We start from the raw sequence: 13,234 nt of genomic DNA on the forward strand, positions 1-13,234 counted from the left end.
GCAAGCCCTAAATAGGAGTCGAGGATGTAGGGGCGCAGGGCCTGCGCCCAGTCAGGAGTCAGGAGTCAGGAGTCAGGAGTCAGGGGAGCAGGGGAGCAGGGGAGAATATGTTTTCTACTGACAACTGACAACTGACAATTATTTGTATCCCTTCCAAGGATTAACTTCTAATTCACCTTTGGGTGTGAATACTACTTGAAAATGTGCTAGGGGTTCTTTATTTTCTGGTGGAGCTATATTTGAGCCGTAAACCGACTGGAACATCTGGGGAAGAGGTGTTTCCCGGAAATAGTCGAAAGCGACTTGGTTAAGTGGTTCATAGTCGGCAATCACACCTTCTTTGTTCACTGCTACCCGATATTTTAACTCGTTGGCAAAGGTGGGAGTAACACTCCAATTTTGACGAATTGTACTATATAGCTTTTGATTGAGGTCTTTGATTTTACTGGTGTCAGTGATTTTTTCACCAATTACTTCTGGTGTTTTAGCGTATCCTCGCCAAGGACTAATTTCGAGAACACCTTTTTGAGTAAAGACGACCTTGAATTGAGCAATGGGTTCATTAGTAGTGCGATCGCCAGGATTATAGAGCAGTTTAGGTAGTGGTGTTTTGGCGATCGCATCGCTGGCTTTTGTATTGACGGCTTTATAACCCACGATACTACCATCCGCAGCCACGCCTAAGCGATAAACTAAATCCTCTGGTAGTGCGGAGCGATTTTCCCAAACTGGATGAATTTGATTATAAACTTGGCGATTTAATGCCCGTAACTGGGATGGATCTGTAATTTCTGGAACTGTCTTTAAAAGTGTTTCTAAATCTTTAACTGCAACAGATGTTGCTGCCTCAGGTGTACCTGTGGGTGTGCTTGTGGGTGTATTTGTGGGGGTTGCTGCTGCTGTGGGGGTGATAGAAGCTGATGCTTCCGGTGTGACGGTAGGTATGGTAGTGCTGGACTGTTCCTCTGGTTGGGTATCAGGTGGACGCAATTGGGGGGCAGGAATTAAACTAAAGGCCAAGGCTGCTACAGCTAGGCTGGATACACCTACTGTAGCGGGGATTGCTTGTTTGAGTAGGGCTTGATTTGAACCACCATAGCTGCGAGTAACTGGGTGTAGTTCTAGTGATAATTCTGGTAAAGTTTGGCTATCTGCAAAAAACTGATCTACGGCTTCAACTAAATCAAATAATTGGACTGTATTTAAGTCTATTTGAATTGTTGACTGTTGTTCTTGGTTGGTATTCCCCCCAATGTTCTCTCCTGTCACTTCTGAGTGAACAATTAATCTATGTCTGTTGCTATCAATTTTCTGTAATTCTACTAATTCTGATTCGTAATTTTGATTTTCAACCTTTTTTTGGGCGGGGTTGGGAATGTTACTTAAAACTTCTTGGGCGTAAGTGCTGACGGCTCTCACTAAGCTTTCAAAAAATTCTCTTCCCCCAGTTATGGGTTGAGTGTAACTAGATAAATAGCATTCTGCATTCACTAATATAGATAGTTCTGGACGCAGTTCTTGAAAGTTAGTAGTCCGTGTCATGTCACTTAACCCTTCTAGGAGCAGGGTACAATTCGGTAAACTATACTTACGTTGGATATTCATTATTTATTTTTATTTACTTTACTCAACTTCACCATCAAAAAGAGAAATCCAGTATCGCTGCATTCCCGCTGTACCTGTACAGAATAGTAATTTTCCTAATAACTCTATAGCTAGTTCATCTATTTTTTCATCAGAAGTTAATGCTAGTACACCGGAGCGACGAGAATTCATCCGACTTTTAAAATGCGCTCTAAACCTTTCTAGGTAATTAGCTAATCTTAAATTTTGTTCTGGGGGAATTTGTTTTTCTGCCAGTTGTTGATATATGGTGAGTAGTTGCCGAATGACGACAGTTAAACGCCGAGCGATGTAGCAAGCGATGACTACTAAGGCTTTGGCTTCTAAAATATCTAGGGGGCGACGACTATGCGCTCTCCGCATGGGGTTAGAGGCTCGCATCCGCCATAAGTTTACCCGATTTTTGATAATGCCTTTGAGGTCTAATTCTTCAGCAAAGGACAAGAATGCTTCAGAACCGCCCAGTTCTAAGGCTTCAATGGCTAATAACATGAGGTCTATTTGCAATCTTGTTCTGGGTGGACATACCTGCCCAGCGATCGCTGGATCTGGTAAAGTATCCAAAATCATGGGCGTTCCCTGAAAATTCTGGCTGTTCAAAGGTGTGACACTAGCGGAGACATTCATTCTCTAAATACCTTGTGCGTTTCCAATAAAGTTATTAACATTATCCTCCAACTTGCTAATCGCTGGCGCGATATGGCAGTTCAATTATATACATTACTTAGTTTTTCTACCCAAATGTTTCCACATACCATAAATTTTTCAGGCGTTAATTCATCTATAGCAGGGATTGGGGATTGGGAATAAGATGATCAATCAAAAGTTCTAGTCTCCAGGGTATGACATTATAGTGTAGGATTTTTCAGGGATTGGGGAAAATTATTGCCTCTTGACCGTTGTTTTCTTATGTGACACAAATATGGATTTAAAGTCTCTGATTCGTGATATACCAGACTTTCCTAAGCCGGGAATTTTATTTCGGGATGTCACTACTTTGTTAAGCGATCCGGCTGGATTGCGTTATACTATTGACTTTTTAGCACAAAAATGCTCAGAAATTGAAATTCAGGTAGATTACATTATTGGGATGGAGTCGCGGGGATTCATTTTTGGTGCGCCTGTGGCTTATAAATTAGGTGCTGGTTTTATTCCTGTTCGCAAAAAAGGAAAGTTACCAGCAGCAGTTCATTCAATTGAATATCAATTAGAGTATGGTACAGATACCTTAGAAGTACATCAGGATGCTTTAGTGCCTGGTAGCAAGGTTTTGATCGTGGATGATTTGATTGCTACTGGTGGAACTGCAAGTGCAACAGCAAAGTTGGTACAGAAGATTGACTGTGAACTTGTTGGGTTTGGGTTTATCATCGAGCTACGGGATTTGCAAGGACGGAAGCATTTACCTGATGTCCCAATTATTTCCCTAGTTGAATATTAGGAAATATAATTGACTAATGACCAATACAAAAATGACATTGGAAACGAGTCGCAACTGGCTGATGAAGCTAGTTACAAGTGAGACTTTCGTTTATGTAATCAAACGGCTTTTGCAGGCGCTGTTGACAATTTTTTTAGCGTCTGCTTTGTCATTTTTTATTATGAAGTTGTCTCCGGGAGATTATGTTGATACCTTGCGACAAAATCCGAAAATTTCGCCGGAACGCATTGAGGAAATTAGACAACAATTTGGTTTAGATAAGTCTTGGCCAGAACAGTTTGGGTTTTGGTTACAGAGAATTGTGACGAGGGGTGATTTTGGGACAAGTTTTGTTTATCAACGTTCTGTATCGTCGTTGTTATGGGAGAGAGTACCAGCTACTTTATTATTAGCGATCGCTTCTTTAATTACAACATGGGCGATCGCTATCCCTTTGGGTATTCTCGCTGCTGTGAAACAAAATCGCACTACTGACAAGGTTTTACAGATAGTTAGTTATGCTGGTCAAGGTGTTCCTAGTTTTATCACTGTCTTATTTCTGCTATTTTTTGCTCAGATTACTACCCCACTCTTTCCAGTGGGTAATATGACTAGTATTGATCATTCAGAACTGACATGGCTAGGTAAAATTATAGATGTCGGTTGGCACGCAATTTTACCATTGATTGCTCTGAGTATTACCAGTTTTGCTGGCTTACAACGCATTATGCGTGGTCAATTATTGGATGTTTTACGTCAAGATTATATTCAAACTGCCCGCGCTAAAGGACTTCCAGAAAACCGCGTTATTTATATTCATGCTTTGCGAAATGCTATTAACCCATTAATTACTTTATTAGGTTTTGAATTAGCGGGTTTGTTGAGTGGTGCATTTATTACGGAAAATTTCTTCAACTGGCCTGGTTTAGGAAAGTTAACGCTACAAGCTGTTTTAGCTAAAGATCAATATTTGGTGATGGCGAGTTTGGTAATGAGTGCAGTATTATTAATTATTGGTAATCTAATTGCTGACTTGATCTTAAAAGCCGCAGATCCAAGAATTAAGTTGGAAGATTTGAATTAAGGAGAAAGGAGTCAGGAGTTCAGGATTGGTAGGGGCGAAGCATTCGGAAGATAAATTTGGGAAAAAACCGATAATTAATCGCCCGAATGCTTCGCCCGTACAGGAGAAAAAAGAATAATAATAATTAAGAATAAAATCACCAATTGCCAATGGTTTATTATATTATCCGTTCCAGGACAGATGGTAAATATCTTACAGCCCGTGTGGATGATGGGACATCAGGATACTTATTATTGTTTAAAGAAGATTTTGAGGCTTTGAGTTATCTAAATACCCATGCTGCTGATTTAGCAAGCCGCTTGACTGTAGAATCAGTTCCTAGTACACAGGTAGGCGGTTTACTCAAACGTTGGGGTTTTGCTGGTGTGGGGATTGTTAATGATCCTTTATTACCGGAAATTGAGTTTTTAAAGAATATTTGAAGAATACAACAGGGTGCAAAAAATGAATATTAAATTTGCTATTTCTGCCACATTGTTGACTACAACTTTACTATTAACACCAATTAACTCTCAAGAAACATTAGCCCAAACTTGTGCTTCTAATTGTGGTCCTGCTCCACTTCAGTTTACACCAGGGCAATATATACGGGTGCAAGTTATAAATCGCAGTTATGGGGCTGTGAGATTAGAACAGTTACCAGTCATGAGAAAAAAGACTTTACAGCATGGAGAAAAATTCCAATTTGACTTGGAGGGGGGAAATTTAGATGAGTTTACCCTCATGTTTTGGGATGATGGGGGAAGGTTTGTAAAAGGTGTTGTATCTAAACCGAATTTTGGGACGTTGGTTTTAGAAATTCGTCCTAATAGTCGCAATTATCCAGGCGATCGCTCTCTTTATATTCGCAATGATGGACGAGTAAGTATACTATAACTATAGTAACCTCTTTTTGTTGAGTTCTTTTGTGTTAGTGAGATATATGTGCATATAGAAGCATATTTAGTACAAATGAATGATGCTTTATGATATTTTGGGAATGGTTTTGAAATATGATGCTAGACGCGATCACTAAAAACTGTTACAGTCTATAACGCGATCGCAACATAAGTTAAGTTCCAATGTTAGTATGCCGTAAAAACCTTGAGAGAGAGTTTATGGCAACTTTGACTGGAAAAACCCCAATCTTTGGTGGCAGCACTGGTGGTCTACTCACAAAAGCTGATGTAGAAGAAAAGTACGCTATCACCTGGACAAGCCCCAAAGAGCAAGTCTTTGAAATGCCCACTGGTGGCGCGGCTAAAATGGTAAAAGGCGAAAACCTACTTTACATTGCTCGCAAAGAGTATGGTATTGCTTTAGGCGCTCAACTTCGCAAATTTAAAATTACCGACTACAAGATTTACCGCATTCTCCCTGGTGGCGAAACTTCAATGATTCACCCTGCTGATGGTGTCTTCCCTGAAAAGGTCAATGCTGGTCGTGAGAAAGTTCGTTTCGTACCCCGCAGAATTGGTCAAAATCCTAATCCTGCACAAATTAAGTTCAGTGGTAAAGCTACTTACGATGCTTAATCGTTAGGTCATGGGTAATTGACAATTGACAATTGACAATTGACAATTATTAATTGGTCATGGGTAATGGGGAAGATAAAACTTTGCCCAATTACCCATTACCAAAAACTCCGTCTTAATTTTTAATTGTCTATTTTTAATTATTTATGATTTTCCCCGATTTCGACCAGTTTCAAAAGCTTGCTATCAAAGGTAATTTTGTGCCAGTTTACCAAGAATGGATAGCAGACTTGGATACACCTGTATCGGCTTGGTATAAAGTCTGTGCAGATCAACCTTATAGCTTTTTACTGGAATCGGTGGAAGGTGGGGAAACAGTAGGACGTTATAGTTTATTGGGTTGTGATCCTTTGTGGATTTTGGAAGCACGGGGTGATCAAACTACCCAAACTCATCGAGATGGTTCTCAACAAATTTTTACAGGTGATCCGTTTATTACTTTATCTGAATGTTTAGCACCTTATCACCCAGTAAAATTACCAGAATTACCTTCAGGAATTGGCGGTTTATTTGGGTTTTGGGGCTATGAATTAATAAATTGGATTGAGTCTCGTGTACCAATTCATGCCCAAGATGAGCGCAATATCCCTGATGGGTTATGGATGCAGGTAGATCATTTGTTGGTATTTGACCAGGTAAAACGGAAAATTTGGGCGATCGCTTATGCAGATTTACGTGATCCAGCCGGGTTAGAGGTAGCATATCAAAAAGCGAGCGATCGCATTCAGGAAATGGTACAAAAGCTATCTTTGCCCTTATCACCAGAAAACACCAAATTATCCTGGACAGCCCCTGGAAACAAGCCAAAAGCGGGAATAGAGGAATATACAAGCAACTTTACCCGCCCAGAATTTTGCGCCAGTGTGGAAAAAGCTAAAGCACATATCAAAGCTGGTGATATTTTCCAAGTAGTTATTTCTCAACGCTTATCCACAGAATATACAGGTAATCCCTTCGCTTTATATCGTTCTCTGCGGCAAATCAATCCTTCGCCTTACATGGCTTATTTTAACTTCCAAGACTGGCAAATTATTGGTTCTAGTCCCGAAGTCATGGTAAAAGCAGAACGTAATGATGAGGGGGAAATTATCGCTACAGTCCGTCCCATTGCGGGAACTAGACCCAGAGGGAAGACAACTCAAGAAGATGCGGCTTTTGCGGAAGATTTACTTCAAGACCCCAAGGAAGTCGCCGAACACGTGATGTTAGTAGATTTAGGGCGTAATGATTTGGGTCGGGTGTGTAGCAGCGGTAGTGTTAAGGTTGATGTATTAATGGTGATTGAACGCTACTCTCATGTTATGCACATAGTTAGTAATGTGGTGGGTAAGTTAGCACCTGGTAAAACTGCATGGGATTTACTTAAAGCTTGTTTTCCTGCTGGGACTGTCAGCGGTGCGCCTAAAATCAGGGCGATGGAAATTATTAATGAGTTAGAACCGAGTCGCCGGGGTGTGTATTCTGGTGTGTATGGGTATTATGATTTTGAAGGACAATTGAATAGTGCGATCGCAATCAGAACTATGGTATTACATAATCAGACGGTGACTGTCCAAGCTGGTGCAGGTTTGGTGGCTGATTCTGACCCAGAAAAGGAATATGAAGAAACTTTGAATAAAGCTAGAGGTTTATTAGAAGCTATTCGTTGTTTGCGATAAGGTTTAACCTATTGAATCCTCGCAGGAGAAGAGATATATGAGTATTATGATTACAGATGAAGTCTTGCAGACAATCCAAATGTCTGATCAAGAATTAATTCAAGAAATAGCAATTTTGCTCTTTGAACAAGAGCGGTTTACTTTAGGACAAGCGAGTCATTTTGTAGGCATAAATCAACTTGAATTTCAACGATTACTTGCTAGTCGAAAAATTCCCATTCATTATGATATTGCTGAATTTAGGGAAGATGTAAAAAGTTTGGAAGCTAATAATTGGCGATGATTATTATTAGCAATACATCACCTATCAGTAACCTCGCTGCGATTGGACAGTTAACTTTGTTGCAGCAACTTTATGGTAAGGTCATTATTCCACAAGCAGTCTATCAGGAAATTCTTGCTTCTGGTAGTACAGATCCAGGTACACTAGCACTTCAAACTCTCGATTGGATTCAAGTTATACCAGTTACTAATATTGTCCTAGTTCAGACTCTACAAACAATTTTAGATCCAGGTGAAGCAGAAGCGATAGCTCTTGCTGTTGAGTTAAATGCTGATAGACTGATTATTGATGAGCGAAAAGGTAGAAATGAAGCAATAAAGTCTGGTTTATAGGTTACTGGACTCTTAGGTGCTGTACTAGCTGCTAGACAACAAGGGTTTATTCCACTGGTAAAACCTATATTAGATGATTTGATTGCTAATGGTTTCTGGATTCGTGAACAGTTGTATGCAGAAGTTTTATTAGTTGCAGGAGAATAGCAACCTGATAGCATAAATCTCTGTTTAGGCAAAATTTTAGCATTTGGGCGGGGTGAAATTTGATTTCAGACAAACAACGAGAATTACTAGAAAGCTTTATAGTTGATAATGAAGACTTAGAGGAACTAGAAGCAAAACTAGCTGAATTCAATATTTTTGAAGCTATTGGTGTAGTCAGACAAGAAATTAGACATTCAGATTTTTTAGCATTTCTTTTAGATCCATCTCAAAATCATAGACTTGATGATATTTTTCTCAAGCGATTTCTGAAGCGAGTGCTTTTAGAAACGGATAACCCTACAAATACAAATTATACAAAAATTAGTCCTGTTGATATAGATATAGCTGATTTAACAGACTCAGAGATTAGACGTGAGTGGCAAAATATTGATATTCTTATCCATTCACCGCGTAATAAATTAATATGTGCTATAGAAAATAAAATTGATTCGGGAGAACATTCAAACCAGTTAGAAAGATATCAGAACATTATTGATATTGAATACAAAAATTATCGAAAAATTTTAATTTATTTAACTCCCGAAGGAAGTTTATCATCTAAAGCCAATTGGAGAATATATAGCTATTCTCAAGTAATACAAATAATTGATAGTATTTGTAAAAGTTATAAATCTATACTTGGTGCAGATATTTACACATTAATGACACATTATTCCACATTAATTAGGAGACATATTGTGAGTGATTCAGAAATTGCAGAACTTTGCCGTAAAATTTATTTTAAACATAGGCAAGCTCTTGATTTAATTATTGAGCATCGTCCAGACTTACAGTCAGAAATAGTTGTGAAAATTAAGAAATTACTAAATCCACTTATTGAATCTAACGAAATATTTGCAGATTTTTGGAACAAGGGATACACAAGTTTTGGAGCGAAACACTGGGAAAATAAATTAGGAAGTCGAGTAATGATTTATTTTCAATTTGAAAATCTTCCTACTTCTCTTAGTATGAGAGTGCAAATTGGACCCAGTGACAATAAAGAAATCCGGCAGAAAATATTTGAGTTATTACAAAAGGAAGACCATTCAAAAATTTTCAAAAAAACAAGACTAAGTTCAAAATGGACAACCATTTATAATAAACAAATTTTAAATAATATTGATTATGAGGATGGTGATATTGAAAATATAATCACAAAAATTCAGGATTTTTGGCAGGATTTTAGTAAAAATGACTTTGTAGCTATAGAGCAGATAATTAGCACAACTATAGAGGTGATTTTAAATCATAATTGAATAGTGCAATTACGCCACAATATTACCAGATATCTTTTAATACGCTTGTGCGACAAAGATAGTTCTTCCTCATCAAGATCAAGCTTATCAGGTTTTGGGATGCTAGTCAATACCCTTAACTCTTAAAATGCGAAAAAATTTTCTTTGTTAATTGAGGTTATCGAGAAAGAATTAAATTGAGAACGTTTAATTCATGAGAATTTAATAGATATTTTTCTGTAAAAACTTTGTTTCTAATTTCTTCTAAGCTATAACTTCTAAACACCACAAAGGGAAATTCTTGATAATTGTGACCAATTGGTAAAACGTTACTGACAGGATATAATAAACGGATGTAGGTAGAGAGAATATCTTTGAAACGTTGATCTTCTGGTTCTTCTGGATCATTTTCAAAATATTCTTTCATGACTTTACCACTAATAAATGCAAATAATGGTAAAGCATAATATTGATCTATGTGTTGACTTTTCTGGATAAAATTCTGCGTTTTGGGTATTGCATTTTTGAGTCTTTCAACTAATTCTATGGCATTTTTCACCGCATAAGTGAGACTTTCTGGATAAGTTTTATTTCTACTGATGCTTTTCAAGTTTTCCCATAATTCTGCATTTGCATATTTTTGCATATCTAATAATCGCATTTGATATGATTCTTCGATATTTTTACTGGGTACTATTAATAAACCACCACTAATATAACCTAACTCCAATGGTTTGAAATCAAGTAATTTATCAAAAGTTTTCGCTACCGCTAAAAATTTGTTGTTAAAATTTTCGCGGATAGTTAAATAACTTGCTGCTGTATTGTGATTTTTTTCAACTTCAAAATCACCATCTCCCATGAGTTTTTCTAAACTCATGTAGACTTGTTTTAATAATTTATGACTTTTATTAATATTATATTCTGTTTTGAGTTGGTTAATCAGACTTGCGATTTGACTAGAAAAGGTTTCTCCAGCAGCTAAAACCGATTTTCCCCCAATGGGAATAAGAATATATTTTTTCCTCCCAATTATCCCATAACCTTGAATTCTGGTCATAATTGATGCTTTGAGAACTAAGAGAAGATTTAATAAACTCAAAACACTTTCCTGTACAGAAAGTTGGGGGTTATCCTGATAATAAATTGAACGTTCAGCTAAATAGAAAGTTAAGTATTTATCTTGATCATCTATAATATCATTTCCCCGTCCCCGGTAAATTACTTGAATTATTTCCATGAGGTTTTTCTCAATCTCAAACTTGGGGATTTCTACCAAGATATGTTTAGCTTTGGGGAAAGATAAACCGCGACTTCCTGAAGCTGTCATGAAAATGACTTTAACGGTTTCTTGATATTTTTTAATTTCTTGTTTTTCGTATTCAGATATATTTGCGTGTATTTCTAGGTAATGGACATTTTTGCTAAAGTTATCTTTTCCTAACTTTGCTTGAATTTTATCAATGAATTCTGCTAATTGACGTTTATTTTGAATATAAACTATAAATTGTTCAACTGCGGATTTTTGGAGAAGATTTTGAATATCTTGAAAAATTTGCTCTTGGATTTTTTTCTCCAAGTTAGATTTATCGCGTAATTTGACTTTATCGGTAAACCTACAAGATTCAATAATAATTTGATAATTGATAGTTAGACTTTTCGCTGGATATGTATTGGTATTAATGATGATAGCAGGTAAATTTTTAAATGTGAAAGATTCCACTGAGAGAGGTTCAATGTTTGCTTCTGCTTTCCGAAAAAAGACTTTATTTGGTTCAGGAGTAGTATCTTCTAAATGTTGAAGAATGACATTTTTATCAACTATAGAAGCATCAGCAACAATAATTTTAGTATTGAAACCATTTTCGAGAGATGCTAATTTATATTCTCTCACTATTTTGTGAATTCCATCTAAAAATTCTACTCCTCCTTCATCTCCTGTAATTTCATCTATCATAATAAATAGATGTTTAATGCGACTAGAAATTTTTCGCATTTTCTCTGGAAAAACTGTATTCTCTTTTGTATTATATGCGTCACTAAATATCTTAGTGAGATGTTTCAAAGTATCCCCATAATCTGTTTTTTTCAATGACTGTGTGGAAGTAGTAGCAATAATTTGGTTATATTTTTCACAGCTAATGAGGTTATATAAACCTTCACAGATACTATTTAAAACTCCTTTAGTTTTTTGTCCTATATCTTGAAATGTATCATCGGTAATATGTTTAAGTCTATCTTTGCGTCTAGCTTTTCTTTGAATATTTTCACTGTTGAGAAAATGAACTCCTCCTAAAGTAAAATCATCTTGATGTTGGTTTGATGTGTATGCGACTGAATATTTACCCCAGTTATCTTGAATTAAATGACTGTGGGAATTGATAGCGAAAATTCGGTTATCAACTAATTTTCCAGTTTCGTGATTTTTAAATTTCTCGATGATGTCAAGATTGACTTGTTTACGGGGACTAACGTAGAATAAAAGAAAACCATCATCTTTGTATTGTGTGAGAAAATCCACGATAGCGGTAGTTTTTCCAATTCCCGGATTTCCAGTTAAGAAGATGTAGGTATTTTTGGAAAGGAGATATTGTTTAATTAGTTGATTATGTGCTTGTCGGAAGTTGGGATTTCCGGTTAAATTCAAAGTAGAAATTAACTCTGGGGGTACGGTTGCGACAGAGTTATAAAATTCTGTGATTTTTTCGGTGTAAGTTGGTAATATGTTGATGGTATCTGGACTAATTTCTAAAAGTGAGTTAACAAATTCCTTTCCTTGATCAAAACTAGTATAAGCAGCACGTTTAATTCTATCGAGAACTTTGTGGCGTGCGTCGGTAATTTCGGCGGGACTGCTATCATATTTATAGATTTGGTAACAGGTTTGGAAAATGTCGAGATCCTGTGCTGGAATAGAGATGGTATTGAATGAGCGATCGCTATATCCAACTGCATTACATACCAACTGTGATATATCTGGAATCATCGTCGTTTTTTCCAGAAACTGACAAAAGCTATAAATATAACCAGCAGCTTGAATTAATTTCGCGCTTTCTTTATCCTTCAATTTAAAAGCTGTAAAATATTCCTTTAAACTTGGGGAAAAATCTAAACCTAAAGATTCGGTATCAATTCGCAAACTAGAAAATACACTTTTAGAACGAATATAGTTAACATCTCGCATTAATAAGCGACGAATAATTTCTACATAATCAATATTTTCCATATCTTCGTCAGTGTGAATCGAAAATACTGACAAGTCAAGACATAAAACCCGATATTTGCGTTTATATTTCAATAAAATTAAACTATCAGCATTGAGAAAATCACCTTTACCTTTATATGTATCAATATAATTTGCAGGATTTTCTAAATTTTTAAACTGGGAAAAAACATCTTTAAACCATTGTTGATGATTAACTTCATGAGTACCAATGCTGTTATCCCCATTAAAACAACATTGATAATATAAAATGTCTAAATGTCGAAATTTTGCTGGTTCATTACATCCAATAGAGTTGATATATTCCTGAAAGAAATTTAAACCACATAAAAACCCTTTCTGAACAAAAAATTGACACCAGGTATCAGCTATTTCTCTGTCTAGGTTGCTGATAACTTTCCTAACTATGGTTTTTCTAATTTCCGAAAATTTGAGATGTTTAAGTTCATCATGGTATAAATTTCCAAAGCAATTTTTGATTTGGTTTTTGTGAATATAAGATAAAATACCAATATTAAATCCTACTTCAAATAATCTTCCTAAATCATCTGCTATTTTTGCTGTCATATTTTGGTTTGTTTCCGTTCACATACTTACAGCGATTTTCGGGTAAATGAATCACATTTTATATCTCACGCAAAGGCGCAAAGACGCAAAGGAAGAAAGGAATAGAAAAATTAGCGTGTGGTACAAATACATGAAAACTGCTGTA

12 protein-coding genes and 1 pseudogene are annotated in these 13,234 nt (G+C 36.5%); 10 read left to right on the forward strand and 3 right to left on the reverse strand.

What is annotated here, in order from left to right; all coding sequences use genetic code 11:
* Positions 1-138: 138 nt before the first annotated feature.
* Both FJR38_RS08565 and FJR38_RS08570 read right to left on the reverse strand, forming a co-directional pair.
* On the reverse strand, positions 139-1,605 hold the full coding sequence (locus FJR38_RS08565) for a DUF4335 domain-containing protein (RefSeq protein ID WP_168536510.1): 1,467 nt from the start codon (positions 1,603-1,605) through the stop codon (positions 139-141).
* Between the two features lie 18 nt (positions 1,606-1,623).
* Positions 1,624-2,250, reverse strand: coding sequence for a DUF3038 domain-containing protein (locus FJR38_RS08570; RefSeq protein WP_168499839.1), 627 nt, complete (start codon positions 2,248-2,250; stop codon positions 1,624-1,626).
* A 295-nt stretch (positions 2,251-2,545) separates the two neighbouring features.
* Between FJR38_RS08570 and FJR38_RS08575 the strand changes: the two genes are divergently transcribed.
* From FJR38_RS08575 to FJR38_RS08615, 10 genes and pseudogenes are all read left to right on the forward strand, one after another.
* Positions 2,546-3,064 (forward strand): adenine phosphoribosyltransferase, encoded by a 519-nt coding sequence (locus FJR38_RS08575; RefSeq protein WP_168499837.1) that lies wholly within the window; start codon positions 2,546-2,548, stop codon positions 3,062-3,064.
* 16 nt (positions 3,065-3,080) lie between these two features.
* The gene (locus FJR38_RS08580) at positions 3,081-4,127 is read left to right on the forward strand and encodes an ABC transporter permease (RefSeq protein WP_168499835.1); all 1,047 of its coding nucleotides are present in this window, start codon (positions 3,081-3,083) and stop codon (positions 4,125-4,127) included.
* 149 nt (positions 4,128-4,276) lie between these two features.
* Complete coding sequence (locus tag FJR38_RS08585; protein WP_168499833.1) at positions 4,277-4,549, forward strand: hypothetical protein; 273 nt, start codon at positions 4,277-4,279, stop codon at positions 4,547-4,549.
* A gap of 22 nt (positions 4,550-4,571) precedes the next feature.
* Positions 4,572-5,003, forward strand: coding sequence for a hypothetical protein (locus FJR38_RS08590; protein ID WP_174763939.1), 432 nt, complete (start codon positions 4,572-4,574; stop codon positions 5,001-5,003).
* Positions 5,004-5,224: 221 nt separating this feature from the next.
* Positions 5,225-5,641: a photosystem I reaction center subunit II PsaD gene (locus FJR38_RS08595; RefSeq protein WP_168536512.1), complete on the forward strand. Its 417-nt coding sequence runs from the start codon at positions 5,225-5,227 to the stop codon at positions 5,639-5,641.
* Between the two features lie 146 nt (positions 5,642-5,787).
* The gene (gene trpE, locus FJR38_RS08600; RefSeq protein WP_168536514.1) at positions 5,788-7,299 is read left to right on the forward strand and encodes an anthranilate synthase component I; all 1,512 of its coding nucleotides are present in this window, start codon (positions 5,788-5,790) and stop codon (positions 7,297-7,299) included.
* A gap of 37 nt (positions 7,300-7,336) precedes the next feature.
* Entirely contained in the window at positions 7,337-7,582 is a 246-nt protein-coding gene (locus FJR38_RS08605; RefSeq protein WP_168536516.1) for a UPF0175 family protein, read from the forward strand.
* On the forward strand, positions 7,579-7,914 hold the full coding sequence (locus FJR38_RS08610; RefSeq protein WP_254449403.1) for a hypothetical protein: 336 nt from the start codon (positions 7,579-7,581) through the stop codon (positions 7,912-7,914). The genes FJR38_RS08605 and FJR38_RS08610 overlap by 4 nt, the downstream gene beginning before the upstream one ends.
* A 12-nt stretch (positions 7,915-7,926) precedes the next feature.
* Positions 7,927-8,061, forward strand: a pseudogene (locus FJR38_RS28310) (DUF3368 domain-containing protein); the annotation flags it as partial.
* Between the two features lie 59 nt (positions 8,062-8,120).
* The gene (locus tag FJR38_RS08615; RefSeq protein WP_168536518.1) at positions 8,121-9,320 is read left to right on the forward strand and encodes a PD-(D/E)XK nuclease family protein; all 1,200 of its coding nucleotides are present in this window, start codon (positions 8,121-8,123) and stop codon (positions 9,318-9,320) included.
* 157 nt (positions 9,321-9,477) lie between these two features.
* On the opposite strand, the gene FJR38_RS08620 is transcribed toward FJR38_RS08615, so the two are convergent.
* Entirely contained in the window at positions 9,478-13,089 is a 3,612-nt protein-coding gene (locus tag FJR38_RS08620; RefSeq protein WP_168536520.1) for a helicase-related protein, read from the reverse strand.
* Positions 13,090-13,234: the final 145 nt, after the last annotated feature.

The sequence above is a fragment of the Anabaena sp. UHCC 0253 genome, from assembly GCF_009712085.1.
Lineage (GTDB): Bacteria > Cyanobacteriota > Cyanobacteriia > Cyanobacteriales > Nostocaceae > Dolichospermum.